General features: G+C 40.4%; 12 protein-coding genes. 1 reads left to right on the plus strand and 11 read right to left on the minus strand.

What is annotated here, in order from left to right; translation table 11 throughout:
* Positions 1-153: 153 nt before the first annotated feature.
* From B3317_RS13000 to B3317_RS13010, 3 genes are all read right to left on the minus strand, one after another.
* Entirely contained in the window at positions 154-1329 is a 1176-nt protein-coding gene (locus B3317_RS13000) for a PepSY-associated TM helix domain-containing protein (protein WP_291112275.1), read from the minus strand.
* Positions 1329-3710, minus strand: coding sequence for a TonB-dependent receptor (locus B3317_RS13005; RefSeq protein ID WP_291112276.1), 2382 nt, complete (start codon positions 3708-3710; stop codon positions 1329-1331). Before B3317_RS13005 ends, B3317_RS13000 begins: the two co-directional genes overlap by 1 nt.
* Before the next feature lie 261 nt (positions 3711-3971).
* Positions 3972-5765: a glycoside hydrolase family 15 protein gene (locus B3317_RS13010; protein ID WP_291112277.1), complete on the minus strand. Its 1794-nt coding sequence runs from the start codon at positions 5763-5765 to the stop codon at positions 3972-3974.
* 206 nt (positions 5766-5971) lie between these two features.
* On the opposite strand from B3317_RS13010, the gene B3317_RS13015 reads away from it, so the two are divergent.
* The gene (locus B3317_RS13015) at positions 5972-8158 is read left to right on the plus strand and encodes a bifunctional alpha,alpha-trehalose-phosphate synthase (UDP-forming)/trehalose-phosphatase (RefSeq protein ID WP_291112279.1); all 2187 of its coding nucleotides are present in this window, start codon (positions 5972-5974) and stop codon (positions 8156-8158) included.
* A 53-nt stretch (positions 8159-8211) separates the two neighbouring features.
* Here B3317_RS13015 and B3317_RS13020 read toward each other — a convergent pair whose 3' ends face one another.
* From B3317_RS13020 to B3317_RS13055, 8 genes are all read right to left on the minus strand, one after another.
* Positions 8212-9330 carry a DEAD/DEAH box helicase gene (locus tag B3317_RS13020; protein ID WP_291112281.1) on the minus strand — a complete coding sequence of 373 codons (1119 nt, stop codon included), beginning with the start codon at positions 9328-9330 and terminating at the stop codon, positions 8212-8214.
* Between the two features lie 187 nt (positions 9331-9517).
* The gene (locus B3317_RS13025) at positions 9518-10741 is read right to left on the minus strand and encodes a DUF4374 domain-containing protein (protein WP_291112283.1); all 1224 of its coding nucleotides are present in this window, start codon (positions 10739-10741) and stop codon (positions 9518-9520) included.
* A gap of 37 nt (positions 10742-10778) precedes the next feature.
* Entirely contained in the window at positions 10779-13196 is a 2418-nt protein-coding gene (locus tag B3317_RS13030) for a TonB-dependent receptor (protein WP_291112285.1), read from the minus strand.
* Between the two features lie 368 nt (positions 13197-13564).
* The gene (locus B3317_RS13035) at positions 13565-13903 is read right to left on the minus strand and encodes a DUF2149 domain-containing protein (RefSeq protein ID WP_291112287.1); all 339 of its coding nucleotides are present in this window, start codon (positions 13901-13903) and stop codon (positions 13565-13567) included.
* The gene (locus B3317_RS13040; protein ID WP_291112289.1) at positions 13900-14502 is read right to left on the minus strand and encodes a MotA/TolQ/ExbB proton channel family protein; all 603 of its coding nucleotides are present in this window, start codon (positions 14500-14502) and stop codon (positions 13900-13902) included. Before B3317_RS13040 ends, B3317_RS13035 begins: the two co-directional genes overlap by 4 nt.
* Before the next feature lie 9 nt (positions 14503-14511).
* Entirely contained in the window at positions 14512-15228 is a 717-nt protein-coding gene (locus tag B3317_RS13045; RefSeq protein WP_291112291.1) for a hypothetical protein, read from the minus strand.
* 50 nt (positions 15229-15278) lie between these two features.
* Entirely contained in the window at positions 15279-19496 is a 4218-nt protein-coding gene (locus B3317_RS13050) for a cobaltochelatase subunit CobN (protein WP_291112293.1), read from the minus strand.
* 106 nt (positions 19497-19602) lie between these two features.
* Positions 19603-21003, minus strand: a complete 1401-nt coding sequence (locus B3317_RS13055; RefSeq protein ID WP_291112295.1) for an HmuY family protein — start codon at positions 21001-21003, stop codon at positions 19603-19605.
* Positions 21004-21011: the final 8 nt, after the last annotated feature.

Raw genomic sequence — 21011 nt, forward strand, 5'->3', positions numbered from 1 at the left:
AAAAAGTGAGCAGGCATTAATACTGCTGTGTATATTTCCAAAGCATACTTTATACATAGATGACACACTGCAATACCGCGAGATATCAAAAGAACAAAGGCCGCCTGCTATAATGCCGACAGCCTCATTTATATATTCAATGGTTATTCCAATTTATTTCTCCACTTTCGGCTTCTTTTTCTTAAGCCATATAATAAAACCGGTCACGGGTAAACTGGCAATAATAAAGCTTGCCAGAAACATGATTATCTTGCCCGGTAAACCTCCTATTGCCCCAACATGAATATCATAAGTCATACGGTAGAACTTATCCGCATTGGAAGATTCCTCATAACTTATGCCATATATACCTCCGCCTTCCAATTCCTGCAATGAGTTACGGTCAAAAAAACGAAAATGCCGCTTGTAATACGTCTCATTATTATCAGCCGAATTAAAACAAATACGGTAAGCACCTGTTTCCCCGATAGGGAAATCAAATATAAATACACCTTGTTCTCCTATTTTATATTCCTGCTTAACACGTTCCCACAATACATCATCCGGATTTGAAAATGAGGAAACCAAAGTAGTATCGGAAAAAGCCGGAGTCCACTCTTTGAGTTCTTCTCCTCCGGAGATTACTTTATAATAAGTATTTGAATACCATTTGAAACTCCATGTCAGCCCTGTTAGAGCGAAAATAAGGGCAAACAAGACCGTATAAAATCCTAATACTTTATGCAATTCGTAGAATAACATAAATGATCTGCTTTTCCGTTTTATAACCAGCCCCGCCTTTATTGCCTTTTTCTTCCATTTACGCGGAATCCACAGCACAATTCCGGTTATTGTTACTATCGCAAATATAACAACTGCCCAACCCACTATCTGATGCCCTATGGCATAAGGTAACCAGAGATTGCGATGACCGGAAAGAATAAAACCGAAAAAATCGCCACTATAAGTTTGTTCTCCAATATATTCGCCCGAATAAGGGTTTAACAACAGAAGAGTATATCCTTTTTCGCTATGATTATATGCCACTGTAACGGGTTTGTCCCGTTTACTGTAACTTACGCCGTAAATTGCATTCAGGCTGTCACCGGGTAGTTTGAATACATATGGCTCTGCCTTCTCTTTGAGCTGATGGGGTGACAAAAACGGCTTATCTTCCTCTACAACAGATTGCTGAGGCTGGAAGATGCTGCGTAGTTCTTCCTGAAAAGTATAAATGCAACCGGTGATAGCTATAATAAAAACAATAATCCCTGATATTAAACCAAGCCAAAGGTGCGCCCAATGGCACACCTTACGGAATGAAAAGCTTTTCTTCTGTTTTGTGTTCATTAAAAGTGAAATGAAATATTTCCGATTACCTGTCTTAACTTCTGAGGTTCAACAGTGCTCCAGCCCTTCCAATATTTTTTATCGGTTAGGTTATCCACTTTCAAACCAAAACGGAATGCCCCTGTCGCATAAAAAGCGGTGGCATTCAATATTGTATATGCCGGAATAACGAATCTGCCTGTTTCTGCGGTATTAGTTATTGCATTCTCACTTGCATAATTACCGCCGAATCCGAATCCAAGACCTTTGGCAACACCATTCTGTATTGTGTAACTTACCCATCCGTTTACTAAGTTTCTGGGGCCTGCGCTTATCTCCCTGCGACCATCAACAGATGGACTTGTCTTTTTGTTTACGCTTTCGTTGTAACTGTATCCGGCGATAATACTAAGACCAGCGATAGGATTAACAGTAAAGTCAAACTCCACTCCACGGCTATAAACATCTCCGTTCTGAATTGTAAAACCGACTTGATCGGGGTCAGGACGAGTTACGTTAGTCACATATATATCATAATAACTCGCTGTACCTACCAGTTTTCCATCAAACAATGATGTTTTAATACCTCCCTCTATTTGGTTTGCCTGCTTTGGTTTGAACGTACGGACAGAACCGTCCGGCTGAACCGAAGAACCTACATTCTCAAATCCATTCATATAGTTGGCAAAAATAGAAAGTTTTTCCGGTAATATCTGATAAACGGCCCCAAACTTAGGAGAGAAAGCTGTCTGACTATAATCGCCTGATGTTTCCCCGCTACTAACATCATAATAACCTTTGTCGTCAAAATAATCGAGCCGTAAACTCGCCATCAATAGAAGCCGGTCGGTAGCATTCAATACATCAGAGAAATATACGCTATATGTATTTGCATTCGAATTCGACTTGGAAGGGGTATTTCCTGATAGTTTGGCATTTACAGCAGCCTCACTCAGATTTGTATAGTTTGGATCGGCTCCGGTACTACTTATTTTATCAAACAATATATAGTTGCTGCTACCATTCGATTTACTGTTGAAATAATCAAATCCAACCACCAGGCGGTTTCTCATATTTCCTATTTTGAAATCTCCTATAAAATTTTGCTGGATATCAACTGTTGTTCCTGTTGTATTCTGCGAACCGACATACCTGCTCAATGTATCGTCTCTGAGAGGTTGGAGAAACATCACATACGAGTATAAACCTTTCGACTGACGGTTGCTGTACGAAACAGATGTTTGCGACGTCCATTTATCAGATAATTTATATTCCATCATACCAAACAACTTAGTGGTAGGTGTTTTTATTGTTATGTCATTACTTGTAAATGAACGTTTATAGTCCATTCCCAGTTCATCAGGTGTCTTAAATTCCAATTCCCGGCTTCTGTTAAGGAATACCATCAACGGATTTGTACTTTCCGACGTATAAAATTCTGTATTCACGGTAAATGTCAATTTATCATTCGCCTTATATAGCAAAGATGGCGCAAGAAATACAGACTTCTTAAAGCCTGCGTCCTGAAAACTGTTTTCTGTCTGATAGGCTGCATTTGTCCTTAACAACAATTTCTTTTCCTTGTCTATCGGTGTATTTATATCGGCTGCGATCCGGCTTAACCCGTAGCTACCCATGGTATATGATATATCACCGGCAAAATTCTCAAATGGCCTCTTAGTTACAATATTTATCAATCCGCCAAAAGAAACGAGACTACTTCCAAACAGTGTTCCCGAAGGGCCTTTCAGCACTTCAATACGTTCTATATTTGCCGGATCGAGACCTCCGTTTGTTTGTCCACCCAGACCATTTACCATTGTTGGCTGAACAGCGAACCCCCTTATTGTAAAGTAGGCAGCACCGTCACCACCGCGTCCGGTAGAAGACCAGAGTTTATCAATTCCCGAGCTATTTTTAAGAGCATCGTCAAAATTGACGATTATTTGCTCTTTAATCAGATCCTTTCCAATTACGGAATATACCTGCGGATTTTCAAGATTCTTGAGCGGGAGTCTGGCTATATACTCAGACTCTTTGTTCGAGAATCTGTTTACAGCAGCTTCAACAACCACTTCTGTTAATTCATGGGCCTTTTCCGTCAATACAATATTGAACGTATTTTCGCCCCGTTTAAGGTTTACAGCCGATTTATACGGCTTATGATCCAATGACGAAACAACAAGCATATATTGGCCTATTGGCCCGCTGAAACGGAATTTCCCATTTTCATCACTTAAAGCCCCATAATGGGTACCTTCAATCGAAACAGATACATTCTCCAAGGGTATCTTATCAGGAGATACAACTGTGCCCGATACAGTAGAACGGGCATTCTGGGCATGTATAGATATACTGGTTATAAATAGCATAACCATGAAACAAAATCGCAAAGTTTTCATCGCTTTATTTAAAATGTCAATTTGTGAAATAAAATCGACACAAACCTACAATAATGACACATTTCGTACAATCACTATATATGATTATATATATACCATTTGATACCAAATTATAGTGATACCAAAAACAAAAAAATTAAATTAAATGAATAAATGTAGCAATAACATATATAACAAAGAAAATAGCATACATAATAACAACAAGAACATTAACCTGATTTTAGCCTGTACAAAATCTTTTATTTGTATAATTATTATCAATTACGCCCTTACAAATTTAGAGAATGGACGCTCATCTGAAAATAATAAAGCCGTATTTATCAATGCCAGATGTGAATAAGCCTGTGGGAAATTTCCCAACTGCCTCTTCGTATCAAAATCCAAATCCTCACTGAATAATCCCAAGTGATTTGAATATGTAAGCAATTCATTAAATATCCTCAATGCTTCATCTTTCTCTCCTGTAACATACAATGCGCGTATCAGCCAGAATGTGCAAATAGTAAAAGAAGAAGATGGTAAACCAAAATCATCCTTATTCTTATAACGGTACATCAACCCGTTGTGAAAGAGTTCTTCCTTTATTTTCTTCACGGTTTTGATAAACTTCTCATTATCCGGTTCAATAAATCCGTATTGTTCCATCAACAAAAGGGAAGAATCTACATCGCAATTATCGTAGGCCTGCGTAAAACTCTGAATCTCCTCACTCCATCCATTTGTCAACACATCGTTTTTTATAAGCTCAGCCTGCTCTTTCCATTCCGTCTCATACTCATGCATATTCAGGAAGATAGCAATACTGACAGCCCTGTCAAGCGCTACCCAGCACATTACTTTCGAAAATACAAAATGCTTTTCCGTATTCCGGAATTCCCAGATACTCTGGTCGGTATTCCGCCATTCGATAGTTACCGTTTTAACGATAGTTTTCACGACTTCCCACATCTCCTCAATTTCGTCCAAAGTACCCGGAAAATGAATATAATAGTTGTAGATAACATCCATAAGATATCCTAACGAATCGTTTTGCCGCTGATTATAGGCTGCGTTTCCGATTCTTACGGGTTGAGAATTCTCATATCCTGACAAATGCTCCAGTATTTCCTCCCGGAGAATACGGTTGCCATCTATCGCGTACATAATCTGGAAAGAATCGGATTTGGATTTCAATATTCTTTTTATGAATCCCATAAACCGCTTGGCTGATGCCTGATGCCCCATTTTCAGCAAAGTCTCTATCGACATGGAAGCATCCCTTATCCAACAAAAGCGATAGTCCCAGTTGCGCACCTCCCCTATCGTTTCGGGCATACTGGTCGTCAGAGCGGCAATTACCGCCCCCGAATCCTGCGTAGACATCAATTTTAGTATCAACAAACTACGGGATATAACATCATTGTATTGAACAAATTTACGGGACCGGCTATTCCAGTTAAGCCAGTAGACTTTAGTCCGCTGATATTCGAGATAAACCCGGTCGATATCTATGGAAACAAGCTTCTGACTGTATGATAACATCAGAAACTCCTCTTTTTCGAGTATCATTTCGTCTTCATTAAGAATCGTATCAAAATCAATGCTCGAATACAGATACATATTATCCTTGGCATTCTCGCACGAAGATGTTTTTATACAATCCTCAAATTTACGGTGAACGGCTGTTTCTTTAGCATAATTCATTACAGGTTCATATTTGACACGGAAACGCGGCTTGCCTGCAATTAAACGGATATACCGGTAAATCTCAGCAGGATAAAAGTAATCCATTTGCATAGTCCTGTATCTGGGCATAAAATCAAGGACTTCGAAACTCCCTTCATCTGATACAAATCTGGTACAAAGAATATTAGTACCTTTCAAATATTGCTGCGAACATTTATAATCTTCCGATACTATGAAAGCAAAACTTCCGCCTGATTTTTCATCCAGAATTTTAGAAAATACCGATGGAGAATCAAAATTAGGTACACATAGCCAATCTATGCTCCCGCTTTCAGATACTAATGCCGACGACTTGCAATTCCCTATAACTCCGTAATTTAGATTATGCATGCTTATATTTTTTTTATTCAATGATTATGACGTTCTTTGCAACACAATATAGCCTTTGATTGAACCAAATACGCTATTTTTCTGTTTTAATTAGTATTAATTCACATTTTTACTATTATTTATTTCTCTCCTTGTTCTGAAAGAAATACATTGTCTGGAATATCTCTTGGTATTCCGGCAACTTTTAATTATTAAAAATCGAAAAGATGAAACTTATTATTATATCTAACAGGTTACCACTGAAAATAGTTGAAAAAAATAACATATATAAAGTAATATCCAGTCCGGGAGGATTGTCTACAGGCCTCGATTCTTTGGAAATGAATATGGAAAAGCACTGGATCGGCTGGCCGGGAATGTACCTCGACGATTGTAAAGAAAAAGAAGTTATAGATCACCAGCTCGAAGGGCAAAATTTTCATCCGGTCTATTTATCCCCTGAGCAAATTGAAAACTACTACGAGGGGTATAGCAATAGCGTACTTTGGCCACTCTGCCATTATTTCTCCAACTATATGCACTACGAAAATAAATACTGGGAGGCTTACAAAGAGGTGAATAATTTATTTTGCGAAGCAGCTCTGGAAATTATAAAACCCGGAGATATTGTATGGATACAGGATTATCAATTGATGTTATTGCCCAAAATGATCCGGGACAAGATATCCGATATCAGCATCGGATATTTCCATCACATTCCTTTCCCTTCTTACGAACTGTTTCGTGGTTTGCCCGAAAGGGCTGAAATACTGAACGGACTGCTGGGCGCGGATTTAGTAGCTTTCCATACTCACAGCTATATGCGCCACTTCATAAGTGCTGTTTACAGGGTATTGAAGCTGGATTGTAATCTGGATGAAATACAAATGGACAGGCGCGTAGTCGATGTGGATGCTTTCCCTATGGGTATCAACTATGATATGTTTCACAGTGCTTTATTAAATCCCGATATAAACAAAAATGCAGAAGAGCTCAGAGCTAGTTTCGGGACGGGTAAGCTAATCTTATCTGTAGACAGATTAGATTACAGCAAGGGAATTATGATCCGGCTCAAAAGTTTTGAAGAGTTTCTTGACAATCATCCGGAATATACGGGTAAAGTCTCATTGGTAATGATTGTAGCCCCTTCCCGCGACAATGTGGATATTTATGCCGATCTAAAGAAGGATATAGATATGAAAGTGGGAGCGATCAACGGGAAGCATTCAACGATAGACTGGACTCCTGTCTATTATTTTTACCGGGCATTCAATTTCGAGGAATTGGCTGCCCTTTATCATATAGCAGATATAGCTCTGGTAACCCCGCTACGGGACGGAATGAATCTGGTTGCCAAAGAATATCTGGCGACCAAAAGAAATGAGCCGGGTGTTCTTATTCTGAGTGAAATGGCAGGTGCTTCCATAGAATTGTCAGATGCCATTATAGTGAACCCTACAGATACCAAAGAGATCGAAAATGCAATAGTACAAGCCTTGGAGATGCCTGTGGATGAACAATTAGAAACGATAGCATCCATGCAGGAAATCATATCTGCTCAAACAGTCAATCAATGGGCTAAAGATTTCATAGAAGAACTGACCGACATAAAATCTAAAAACGACGCATTGCAACAAAAGATAGTTGAGAAAACGAACTTTGATATTATTAAACAAGCATATGATAAAGCTCAAAACAGGCTGATTATACTTGACTATGACGGAACATTATCACCATTCAGAAAAGAGCCGATGCAAGCATATCCGACACCCGACCTGCTCAAAATATTGGAAGAATTAAGTACCTACCCGGGAAATCATGTAGTCATAAGTAGCGGACGCGATAAGAAAACCCTCGAAAAATGGCTTGGACATCTGCCAATAGGACTGGCCGCCGAACATGGCGCCTTTTACCGGGAAAACGGGATATGGTATCAAACCGCCCAGAAAGTAGAATGGGATGAGGAGATACCAAATATAATCAAACAAACTGTAAAAAGAACTCCACGTTCGAAAATGGAGGTAAAAGATACAGCACTAGTGTGGCATTACCGGAACGTAGATATCTGGCTTGCCGACCTGCGTGTCACCCAACTTATCAATGCTTTGTTAAACCCTTGCGCCCGTCATAATTTACAGATAATGAAAGGAAATAAGATAGTAGAAGTAAAATACGGTGATATAAGCAAAGGCTCGGAAGCCAGAAGGCTGATAGAAAAAGGGAGCTACGATTTCATAATGGCTATAGGAGATGATACTACCGATGAAGAAATGTTTCTGGCATTGCCTCAAAATGCGATAACAATTAAAGTCGGCCAGAGTTCCAATGCTGCATTATACAATCTGCCGACACAGGAACAAACCGTATTATTTCTGAATAAACTGATGAAGAAAAAAAAGACCGGCTACATTTAAGTATCCGGCCCTGATCTTTTGTTTTATCTCCGGATTCCTGTCCGGAAATCCGTTTAAATAGCTACAGGTAATACTTTTCCGGTCAGCTTTTGAATATCTTTAAGCATCGGCCGTTCATCCTCAGCACAGAATGTCAGGGCCGTGCCACTATGACCGGCCCTCCCTGTACGTCCTATACGGTGCACATAAGTTTCAGGGACATCCGGCAGATCATAATTAATAACCAGTTCCAATTGATTGACATCTATTCCGCGGGCGGCAATATCGGTGGCAATAAGTACACGTGTCTTATGCGATTTGAAATTTGCCAATGCTCTTTGACGGGCATTCTGTGATTTGTTCCCGTGAATGGCTTCACTGCCAATCCCCGCTTTACAAAGTAAACGTGCTATCTTATCGGCTCCGTGCTTCGTACGGGAAAATACCAGAACCGATTGTTTCTTATCTTTTTTTAGTAAGCTGATAAGCAAATCTTTCTTATCCTGCTTTTCTACAAAGTAAACACTTTGCTCGATCACATCCACTACAGACGAAACGGGAGCAACTTCCACCCTGACAGGATTCCTTAATATAGAACGCGAAAGTGCAGCTATAGCCGGAGGCATTGTAGCCGAGAAGAACAGAGTCTGCTTATCCTTTGGCAGTTTGGGCAATAAACGCTTTATATCATGTATAAAGCCCATATCCAGCATCCGGTCAGCTTCATCGAGTACGAAGTGAGTTATAGCATTCAGGTTTATAAAGCCCTGATTCATTAAGTCCAGTAATCGCCCGGGTGTAGCAACGAGGATGTCGATACCTTTATGCAGTTCATCTGTCTGAGCCTTTTGCTTCACACCTCCGAATATCACACAATGGCGTAATCCTGTATATAGCGTATATTCCTTGATACAATCGTTAATCTGAATTGCAAGTTCACGGGTGGGAGTGATAATCAACGCCCTTATTTCTCTTTTTCTCCCGCTTATTTTATTCTGATACAAATGTTGTATAATCGGTATTGAGAATGCTGCCGTTTTGCCTGTACCGGTTTGTGCCAGTCCAAGCATATCTTGCTTTTTGAGAACTACGGGGATTGCGTCTTGTTGTATCGGGGTCGGATTTGTATATCCTTTTTCTTGCAGAGCCCTCAATATCGGCTCTATAATGTCTAATTCTTGAAATGATGTCATCTAATATCCAGTCTGCTCTTCCGGCAGTCATCTTTAATTTATTAATGTGCAAAATCGTGGAGGAAAATAACCTCAATACGAATTGTTTTGCGCAACAAAGGTAAGACTAATAATCGATTTGACAACATAAACCTGATTTATTCACCGATATCTCAGGTTTATCCGATCAGAAAGATTAAACAATATCTCAATTAAGTTTGAAAAAGCCACCGACAAAATTAGTAGAGACTTTAGCTCCCCGCTCCGCTGTTGCCGTTTTAGGATCGATACGATAAATATAGACGCCTTCATCCTTTACCTTTACGGGGAAATAAACGTATCCGCCGTCAACCAGGACAGAAAAGCGGCGTCCTCCATCCCCGTCATGTACAGGAATCTCCGGTATTTTTTTAAATGACTGGTTGTTCAGATCTATTATATAACATGCCAGCGATTTATCTCCCCATCTGTCATTTGCTGTCTGGGGATTAATGGTACTAACCTCAGCGAATACCAGACCGTCGCTAATATACTTTACATGGGCAGGTTTCAAGCCTCCCGACTTAGTCTCGAAATCGAAAAAATAATCGTCGAACCCGGTCGTGCCTGCCGGTATACGCAAAAATCCGGCTTTTTTCGTACTCTGCGAATATCCGTTGGCAATGGCAGAATTAGACATGATATACATATCCCCTGATTCGACCTTGAATATACCATTATGCGCATACCACGATCCCGCCGGGCCTGTACGCGTATCTTTCATCACCTTATCCAATGTCATTTCAGGATAAGAATATACAGCGACATAAGTGGTATCGGTATATTTGGTTTCGTACGTCTTCGGATTCATATGGAAGTAAGTCATGTAAATCTTATTACCGCTCATACACAAGCCAGTAATGCTCGGCCATTCGAATTGGGAAAGAGGCGCTATCGGAGCAGTCTTGCGACTGGTAATAGCAACACTGTTAATATCAACATTATAAAACGTTATATTACTTCCCTCTTCGGCATTACCGGGAATCTCTATTCCCATCATACTATTATTGTCAATCTGTGTAAATGCACTAAGAGACTGATTGAAGGTGAATTCACCTTTTTCAAGCAAGTAACCGTCCCCACCCCTTACTACTCCGGTAGTATTGGTAACTCCAAGACCACCTACACAAAAAATAGTTTGGTTGCCCTGCTCATAATCATGGAATCCGCTTTGCTCTATTCCTTTGCCTACCGCATTGATGTTCCCCAACATAAGGTCTTCCGCTGTAACGAGATAATAGGCTGTTGTCCCACCGGATGTAATCCCCAGGCTTAGAACATAAGGAGCAAAAGGAATTTCTTCAGTGCCAAATTCATCGTCATCGCATGAGGAAGCAAATAAGATGATACATCCTACAATTATATATGCTGTAATTTTATTTATATATTTCATGCTCGTTTTCATTAAGTAAATCTGATTGTATAGTTTATTATTTCAGAAAATAACGGAATTTCAGATTAAATGCCCTACCCGGCTTCTGTAATCTGTAGTTATCATATAATTTTTCATCCGTGAAATTCGTACATTCCAGCATAACGCTATAACGCCCATTCTGCATCGTGTAGCCCAGGGAGATATCATGCGAAGTCTGTTCGGGAATTACATCTTTGGTCGACTTTGCCCCAAGACCGGGAAAAGACAGATAATACTTCCACATATAATTGATCGAATAGTCTAAAGACAATTCCGAATCTTTTAGCCCTATATTCTGAAACTGCACCCCTATGTCTCCATGACCGAAAAAGTAAGGGATATTAGGCAAACGACGCTTATAATTGAGGTTCTCGGATTTTCCGTTTCCTACATAAGTGCCCGTATTCTCTTCATATTTCTGATTATCCTTTATGTCCTGATAAGTCAGATTTGCTCCCGCATGAAGGCGGTTTTTCCATTGATACTTTATTCCGCCCTCTACACCTTTGGTAAGGACTTTCCCCATATTTTTATAACCGGTAACAGCCGAAGCTTCTGTCAGGTCTTTTAATATAAAGTCTTTCGTATCCCTGTATATAAAGTTACCTTCGAAAAAGATAGTATGTTCTTTTAAATTCTGTTCGAATATGAAACCTAAATTCGCATTATTACTACTCTCCGGTTTCAGATCGGGATTACGCAACTGATTAAGTCCGTCTCCAAACATTTCGGTGCTTTCCGGCAAGCGGTAGGCCTTTTCATAAGAAAGTTTAGCCTGTAATTTGGGTAAAATAAAATAAGTAAATGCAGCCCCGTATCCAATATTTGTTTTATCGTCATCTACTTTATCGAGCCTTTCATCTTCTTTATACTGGTTTATTATCTTATAAGTAGAACTGCTTGTACTGTATAATTTAGTAAAAACATTGGCGTTCCACCTATCGTATTTTACCTGCCAACCCAGACCTGTTATGTTCTTCGTCAATTTTTGAGGTATTTTGTTCGATTCATTGTCTGGATCTACCTTGTCATGAATTTTCCGGTTTAAAGATGAAAACACATGATTCAGCGTAACGGACTGATGATTATCTATCATATAGCTGATATTGGCATTGGCTACCCATTCTCTATTCCTTATTTTGGAATCGGTATAAGAATTAGTTCCCCGTTCGCCCTTTGTATCAGAAGGTTGCCATTCACCCAGCCAGTTATAGTTACGTGCCAGAGTATCTATGCTGAATGAATTGACCATGCTGTATGCTCCATAGAATGAAGCGGATAATCCTTCAACGAACAGATCATCCTTTTTGTAGCGGATAGACGGTATCATCGACTCGCTTTTGGATTTTACACCACCGTATACAGCATCTATTACGGCACCGGTTTGCACATCTTTATCATTCTTTGACAAAATAACGCCAGCTAACAGATAATCAGCATATGATTTATTGGTTATCCCTGTTTCAAATTTTATCCCCATCGACTGGTAGTCGTCATGGAAACGTTTCACCCATCGTTCTTCGATTGTTTTTCCGTTACTCAAATCCTTAATAGGAGCAAATACCTTATAGTCGTTATCCGAGTAATTGAAGAATGTATTGGCACGGACGGTAAAGCCTGTTTTCAGGTCAGTATATGCTCCATTCAGAGATATCCGGTGCGTATTGAATGACCCGATGGAGTATGATGCATCCAGATAGTTGGCATCTTTGCGACTGATAATATTCACCGCTCCGCCCAAGGCATCGGCGCCTAAGCTTACAGGCAAAACTCCTTTGTAGACTTCGATGCGCTCAGCCATATTCACAGAGATATTACTCAGATTGAACGAAGAGCCGAAGTTATCCATCGGAATCCCATCCAGAAAGAATTTCACCTGATTTCCTGAAAAGCCATTGAGACTGAAATTGTAGTTAGACCCTACTCCTCCGTCTTCCCGGATACGGACACTTGAGATATTACTCAGCATCTTGCTCAGGGGGGCCACAGTGTTATATGACTTTTTCAGGTCGACCACAGTTATAGCATAGGCTTGCTCCTGCTTCTGACGGGCTTCGGTTTTTCCTTCTATAGCTATTTCAGTTAATTCGACAGAATTATTAATTTCAATATCTGGAATGCGGATTGTTTTATCCGCCTCAACCAGTATCTTTACTCTGGTCGTCTTAGATCCCACTCCCGATACTACAATAGTTTGATTCCCTGACGGTACATTGGCCAGCTTAAATTCTCCACTCTCGTTCGTATATTCCCCGATTGTGGTTCCTTCTACCGATACAGCTATCGAATAAACAGCTTTTTTCTGCATATCTGTCACACGTCCGGTAATAATTCCACTTTTCAATTGCTGGGCTGATATATTTAATGTATTGCTTATAAAAAACAATAAAAGGAAGGAGCATAAAAGGCTAGCTCCGGATAGTTTGTTACTCATTTTGATTCTTAATTTTCGAACGCGTAAAAGTAGCACACCGCGCCCCTCCTCACAATCACCATAAATAGGTATTTACAGGGTACTTTATACCTAAATAGTATGAGTGGCCATTACTGATCGAATAACCACATTAACTCCTGTGCTATAATATTTTAATGTCAAAATTTCATTTAAGTCTATCAGGATTATAGTAATTATTAATCATAACCGAAAAAGCCATTACTTCTACCTGTGACCGTTGGTGGTTACTTTTTAGGAAACTCCTACCTTTATACACACCTAAAACAAAAAACCGATGAATCAAAATCCATCGGTTCTTATAATATTTTAGTATAAATCCTGTCAACATATTTTAGGGCAGGGCTATATTATTCCGGCACATAAATTATTTCTCCGTTCTCCAATTCGTAGGCTATGCCTACTTTCTTTCCCTTTTGCTGGGATGAAGACTGGTCTTGCGACGGGGTATATCTATTAATCTTATTTCCCTCTTTGGTAATAATCTCCATGTTATCTTTACCCGGATTTTTTACAATAGTATAATCTTCCTGCGTAAAAACCTCCGTCATATTCATATGCATTACCATTGCCACCATCAGAGCCACAGCAAAGACCATTGCCACATCGAAAAGGTTAACTATCACGCTTAACGGATCGGTGTCCTCTTCTTTCGAAAACTTGCTTATTCTCCTTTGCCTCCGTCTCATGCCTGTTCCTCTTTATCGGTTAATATCCTCGATACATAATCGAGATTATTCACATCCTTAGCATACCAGCGTTGCTTGAACTGAAGCGTGACCAGACCTACTGCACTCACAACTAGTCCCACAACCGTGGTCGCAAATACGACCTGCATATTGTAAGCCATACCCGATATATCTCCCGTGGACAAGCCTACCAAAGCCGGACTCATAGCAATCAATGTCCCGATAAGTCCGAGTACAGGGCCCATTTTGGCTAAAAGTTTCGATAGAGATACATCTTTCTCAGCTTCATTCTCGAAGTTGGAGATAAGATAGTCTGAATATGCATCACTAGCCGGAGTAGCAAGCAGATCACGAAGATATCTGACAAACAAAGAGTTGTCCTTTTCGGGCAAAGAGCTTTTCAGAGTATCTATGTTTGTTATACTTAGATTTTTAATCCTATCGTTCAGTTCTTTATCATTTTTCCTTTTTACCATAAACTGATTATAGAAACTACCAATTAATAGTAATGAGCGTGCAAAAAGGAATAACAGGATAATGATGTCGGGTATAAGTAAACTATTGGCTACCCAGAATAATACTTTTGAAATTGCTTCCATTAATAATTCTTATTTAGTTGATTGTGATAATTTGTTCTTTGATTCTTTCTTTTGTCTGATAATCCATTTTACCTTATTCCACACAAAACCCAGTACGAAAGCTGCACCGAAAAGGCCGAGCGATAATAGCATCGCCTTTATATTTACGGGTTCTTCTACTGCGGCGTAAGTCACATTTCCATTCACTGTAGTTATGAGACCTATAATGCAGACAAAAAGGCTCACAAGGAAATACACCTCCAGCCTTAGTTCCTTTTCCGGATATATATACCTGACCAGATAGCTTAATGCCGGTAAAACAATGAGAACAGCCACGGCCAGGATATAAGATATGATATCAAAGTCTGTTCCCGGAAAACTGAATATCAGTTGAGTGAGAAGATAGAATAATACAGGAAATATAAGTAAACCGGGATACCAATAGAGAGGTTGTATCCACCGTTTCACTTTCTTCCCGAACATGTCCCGCAAAGCTGCAAAACAAAAAGCAAAGCAAATAGCTGACTCAATAGTAATGAGAACGGCGGCATCCTGCATCACCTTTATATTTTTAAGATAGTCTGCCAATTGGGTCTTCGACTGCATAGTGGCATACTGACATGCCCACAGGACGAAAACAGCACAAACCAGACCGAAAATAACAGCCTGCCAAGGCTTCCAGAAGCTTAGTTTTACAATGCAATTTATAATAATAAAAAGCATCAATATCTGAATAATTAATTCCATAAAACAATCAGCCGGAGAAACCGTACAGACAATTCCTCCGACCTCTGTATTTAGTTATTACTCTTACGTTTCTTACGCAGTATAAATAATAGAATCAGGAATGCAACCAAAACGACTGCAACTACAATGATACCGTTCAATGAGTTTTCTTCCCCATTATCGGACTGATTCACCGAGTCTTTTTTCAGTACAGTTCCATTCTTGTTAATCTCCGAAGAAGCATCTGCGGTCTTCATCCTTTGAAGCTGTTGCTTATAGCCTGTCGCATTTTCGGGAGTAGATTTCTGCGCTATAAAATCCTGTAGTTTCGCATTCGAACCCGAAAAGCCTGATCCTGTTGCACCGAATTCATTTACCAAGTCGGTATGCAGTTTGGCAACATCTGCTAATTGCTGCTCCGATGCTTTCCACATCCCTTTTCGGGCGGTTTCCATCATTACTGCCGTAATTTCCTGCATGGCTGCCGGATTTTCTTGCTTAAAAAAGCTCTGAACGCCCAGATTATGAGAATCCTTTACATATACATCGTACAGCTGATCCCACATTTCGTTGTCGATAACATCGGGTTTCATCACGTTCCATGCATAGGTATTGGTTACTACTTCTGTTATTTGCGAGGCACTGGACGCCTTGCCTTTCATTACTTCTTTTATATAAGCCGGATTGAAGACCGTAGAGCGTGATTCTACACCAATAGCTTCTTTCAGCTCCTGCATCTTCACATTGTTGCGGTTACGATAATCGGCAAAGTAAGCATCGGGGTCCTTGCCCGTCACATCTCGTACTGCCAGATTCATTCCTCCCATGAATTCATATACATGGTCGAGGCTCAATGCACCCCATGTATTACTTTGGCGAGGTTGTACAACAACATCCGTATTGTGAAGCACCGCACGAAGCAGTCCGGCTTTGTATTCGCCCCACTCTTTATCACTTCCGTACACAGCCCCCATATTATTGATATAGGTATCAGCGATTTCTTTCTCATTTTCCCATTTGTCGCCACTGGTAACCATACCCTGAATGCCTGTCCCATACATACCGTTTATACCTCCAAATACACGCTGGGTAGACATTTCGCGCGCATTTTTAGGTGGAATACCCTGCTCTACCAACTGACGCTCTATTTCGGTTGTACCGGACGATACATAATTACCATTCTTGTCATCTTTGGCCGAAGCCGCCATTTCTACGGCACGCGTAATAAGGGATAAACGAGACGCAGCCAGATCACGGAATTGACCCGAAGTCTGTACTACAACATCAATACGGGGACGCCCCAAGGTTTCGGAAGAAATCAGCTGAATATCAGATACCCGGCCAAAAGCATCACGCACAGGTTCTACACCGAGCATATAGAGTGCCTGCGCAATAGTAGTACCTTCGCTTTCGATAAATTCACTGCTCCAGAATGTATAACTTACTTTCTTCGGATATTCTCCATGTTGCTTCTTATACTGGTCCAGCGTTGCATTAACAAGAGAGACTCCTTTGTCCCATGCTACTTCCGATGGTGTAGCTTCGGCATTTATAGAATAGAGATTGCGCCCCGTAGGCACAGCGTTAGGGTTTGCCACAGCATCTCCACCCGACGATGGAGCGATATAGCCACCCGAAAGTGCGTTCAATATAGATTTCATTTCCAATTCAGGACTCTGTAGCAATGCATTTTTATAATTGACAATATTATTGATCGTACGTTCAACTTCGGTAATAGCACGGGCACGATCTTTCTGCTCTTTCGTATATTCGGGTTGTTTAGGTTTTTCCGCAGGTTTGGGAGTTTCCTCTTTTTTAGTTTTCGTTTCAGCAGGCCTTTCACCTATTTTAGGTATCCAGGAAGGATGTCCCCCACCCGATTTAGTTGTGGGTTTCCCTCCTGTACCGGAAGATGCAGCCATCGCCATCATACCACGTCGTGGGGGAGTCAGTATTTTTTTTGCTTCGCTCAGGTCTTTTGTAGAAACGCCAGCCACTTGGCAGATGAATGTACTGTCTACGGCTTTACCACTTAATACCTGATTTACCAACATTTTAGCAGGTTCTAAATAACGCTGTGTAAATACAACTTTATTTTTCAATTGCTGTTCAGTTACTTTACCCCGCTGTTTGTCCAGTGCAGCCAGACTGTATGCAATAGGATCGGCACTCATAGCCAATACAGATGATTTAATCTTCTCGGCATCGTAAGGTACACCGGTAGTATATAGTTGCCCTGTCATCTTCTCATTGGCAATCTCTTCCGAGAAGTTTTCGATACGTTCTATATCTGCCGTAGAATATGGAGTTGTAAGAACACTGTCTAATCGCAATTCGCGATGTAATCCCATCTGCACTGCTATTTTCTTCACCGCCAACGAAGCCTTTGACTGATTTGCCTCGTCGGTCTTATAATAATCGCGGATTCTATCCTGCAAAGATTTAAACTGCGAACGGGTATTGCTTTCCATAAACGGCGGTGTCAGGTAGGATAGTGTAGTGGCATACGAACGGCGTTTAGCCATCATACTTTCTCCGATATTGCCAATGGTGTAATAGTAGAAGTGCGGAATGGTCCCAACCAGACGATCCGGCCAGTCGTTGCTGCTTAAAGCCACTTGTTTTTGAGGAGTGAACTCCAGACTGCCATGTGTACCAAAATGCAGCATAGCATCTGCCTTGAATGCATACTGCGACCACAGATATGCCCCGATATATGTGTGCGGCGGTGCTGATTTTGCTCCGTGAACAATGGCAAAGGCATCGCCTCCAAGTGCAGCCATAGGCTGAGGCAGAAGCACTATATTCCCCAATTGGACACGGGCAACTGCCAGATAGTATTTGTTATCTTTATGAACGCTCATATATGCTCCGGGAGCCTCTCCATATGTATTTACGACATCAGCATAGAGTTCTTTCGAAAGCGATTGGTTAATCCATGATTCATATTCCGATTTCTCGACCAATGCCGGTTTACCGTTTTTCAGATAATTATCAAACGCTCCTTCCGCATATGTGCTTAATACTGCACCCTGAGCCATCAGTAGTTTTTCGAACTCCTGCTCCGTTGCTGGTAGATTATCCACTTTATAACCTTCTGCCTTTAACCGCTTCAGTAAATTAAAGAGAGACGGTACTGTTTCCAGCCCCTGTGCCGTCAGCGTTTCCTGTCCTGCTCCTTTGAAGTAATAGATAGCAACTTTCTTATCTACATTATTTTTCTTTTGCAGGCTGATGAAATTATTGACGATCTGCGTAAGATTCTTCAACCTGTCGGGTATAGCCTTGAAAAGATACAAGCCGTCATCGTCAACTTCCTGTGCATTTACTACATATGGATAGATAGCCCCGTCCAATTCGGGCATAACAATACTTTGAGACATGAAACCGCCAAACATCCCCATCGGGTCTTTCATCCAATCGTCCTTCGTTTGCAGAATAGTAAGAGGGGAGAACATAGGAATATTTCTTTCTTTGAGCCATTCCACAGCGGCATCAGCCTGTCCCATAGCCAAACGGCCATGCGCATAATAAACTACTGCATCGGGTTGTATTTGTTTCAGAAAATCGAGACGTTTCATGGCTGATGATACAGGGTAGACGTTCATTCCTGCATTCTGAAATGAAACAATCATACTGTCTATATTAGCCCGGTTGCCACTAAAGGGATCGTTAAGCCCACCTACTATGGCCACACTCGCGCCGCCTTCTTTATAGAAGTTATGCTCCTTGATATATTTTTCATATTCACCCACAGTATTGAACGACACATTCTCATCTAAATGATAAAGCACATCGGATGCACTTTCGACTACCGAATCGGCTGGAGTAACAAAGAATGATTTTTTATCAATATGCTGACGGATATACCTTGCCAGATTCTGATAATTCTTTCTATTTCCATTGCTGATATATGAAGAAACGCTCTCTTTCTGTATACTATCGAGGTTACATATATTATTGTCGGGATTGGTAGCAGCGTATATATAAATAGGAACTCCATTATCGGCAGCACTTTGTATTTTATCGCGTTGTTCTGCCGAGACATTCATTCCCATACCGAATCCCAGGACGAAATCATACTTTTTCAGTTTATCGAGTTCATCAAGAGAAACTTCTTCAAAGCTTATAAAATCGTCCGTATTTGATTTTATAAGGCTGGTAAGCTGAAATTGCTGAAAATTAACAAGACCGATCTTGGTGGTGGAAGCAAGCTTACCCCAGACAATCCATCCGGCAATAATTACCAGTACAGCGCATATTATAATTATAATTTTAGACTTAGACATACTTTGTAACAATTACTTAATTTATTTGTCAGATATTTTAACGCAAGTCGGCAAACCGAAAGAATCGGTCTGCCATACTTGTATTTATTCTATCTGAATATATTTTTTATTTAATTAATGCATATTCTATCTGCGGACGTCCTCTGTCTCCCTTATCATTAGCCAACCCCATTGTCAGGAAGCGCAGTTTATAATAGAATCCATTAGCATCTCTTATCACATAGTAGCGGTCGTACTGTATCCCAAGAGGAGCCGTAGAGCCACCCATCTGCGAGGTCACGCGCCAATTGCTACCAATTACGTTACGAACTTTCGATAGTGTGAGACTTGCAATTTTAGATTCGTTGAAATCTTCATATGCAATATCCGAAACCATTACTTGTACAGCTTCTGTTCCGGCAACATTATTAATAAGCACTAAATCCTGCATAAAGTAAGGCATGCCCATCGTAGAACCGATATTATACCCCCATACGATATCCCATTTCTTAGCTTCCGGTTCTACATTAACCGTTGTTCCTGTCTCCAGAGACAAGAATGTGAAATTATAGGCGGCATTTTTAGCTATTTCGACAGTCTTGATTGTGGTTTCACTAACTTTGGCGTATTGCACTTTGTAACCTTCCCCATTACGGCTGACTTTCACTTTATACCATTGGTCCCGGCTTGATTTATTTCCTTCCGAAGCAACAAAATAAACCTTGTTTTCACTATCTGTAGCAGATATTGTAGCAAATACGGTTTTTGAAAGATCACCGTCAAAACTGTCTATTACTTCTGTAGATAACCCTTCTACAGTCATAGGACTTGCCGCTATATCTTTTGCTGCTTCTGCATCGGCAAGAGTTACGGCAGTAATATCTGTCTTAGCCGAAGCTGTAGCCGTAGTTGCATAGGCTCCATTCAATACAACTTTGAAGTCACTGCCACCGTAGAAGCCTAAATTCCAGCTTTTACGGTCCACTGGTGTCTGTGTATTACTACTTAAATCCACATATACAGAATTAGCATAAGCTACAGTACCCACTTTTCCTTCGAGAATCAGCTTTTGACCTTCCGATACTATTGCACCGAATTTAAGGGTGGCTTCTTTCTTATCGCCAATAACGATTCCATTATTCAGAGATATTGATGATATGGTAAAGGCCAGAGTTTCCGTACCTTCAAATAAAGCTTCGCTAACTTTGGATACTTTAAATGAAGCTGATGTACTTCCTGCAGGAATATTCACTACAAGTTGGTTATTTGTAACGACAGGATTAGTTGTAAACTGTGTGCCATAAATGGCTCCGGTTGCGGTCACACCTACTGTAACATCAATTGCAGATTCAGCCTTACGACTCAAATTTATTGTAATATCTATAGATTCATTATCTTCATCGAGTCCCAATTCAGCAGATGTAAAATTGACTGTAATATCCGGCAATTTTACATCGTCTTCACTATCACTACATGAGTTGAAGCCTATCAAGGCCGTAAAAAGAAATAAATACAGTAATTTTTTCATTTTGTCTA

This window comes from Dysgonomonas sp. UBA7710 (genome assembly GCF_002482385.1).
Taxonomy (GTDB): domain Bacteria; phylum Bacteroidota; class Bacteroidia; order Bacteroidales; family Dysgonomonadaceae; genus Dysgonomonas.

Coding starts and splice junctions, on each gene's coding strand:
- B3317_RS13045 (WP_291112291.1), bottom strand. CDS start 15,228: ATGGAATTAATTATTCAGATATTGATGCTTTTTATTATTATAAATTGC.
- B3317_RS13005 (WP_291112276.1), bottom strand. CDS start 3,710: ATGAAAACTTTGCGATTTTGTTTCATGGTTATGCTATTTATAACCAGT.
- B3317_RS13025 (WP_291112283.1), bottom strand. CDS start 10,741: ATGAAATATATAAATAAAATTACAGCATATATAATTGTAGGATGTATC.
- B3317_RS13055 (WP_291112295.1), bottom strand. CDS start 21,003: ATGAAAAAATTACTGTATTTATTTCTTTTTACGGCCTTGATAGGCTTC.
- B3317_RS13010 (WP_291112277.1), bottom strand. CDS start 5,765: ATGCATAATCTAAATTACGGAGTTATAGGGAATTGCAAGTCGTCGGCA.
- B3317_RS13020 (WP_291112281.1), bottom strand. CDS start 9,330: ATGACATCATTTCAAGAATTAGACATTATAGAGCCGATATTGAGGGCT.
- B3317_RS13040 (WP_291112289.1), bottom strand. CDS start 14,502: ATGGAAGCAATTTCAAAAGTATTATTCTGGGTAGCCAATAGTTTACTT.
- B3317_RS13030 (WP_291112285.1), bottom strand. CDS start 13,196: ATGAGTAACAAACTATCCGGAGCTAGCCTTTTATGCTCCTTCCTTTTA.
- B3317_RS13035 (WP_291112287.1), bottom strand. CDS start 13,903: ATGAGACGGAGGCAAAGGAGAATAAGCAAGTTTTCGAAAGAAGAGGAC.
- B3317_RS13000 (WP_291112275.1), bottom strand. CDS start 1,329: ATGAACACAAAACAGAAGAAAAGCTTTTCATTCCGTAAGGTGTGCCAT.
- B3317_RS13015 (WP_291112279.1), top strand. CDS start 5,972: ATGAAACTTATTATTATATCTAACAGGTTACCACTGAAAATAGTTGAA.
- B3317_RS13050 (WP_291112293.1), bottom strand. CDS start 19,496: ATGTCTAAGTCTAAAATTATAATTATAATATGCGCTGTACTGGTAATT.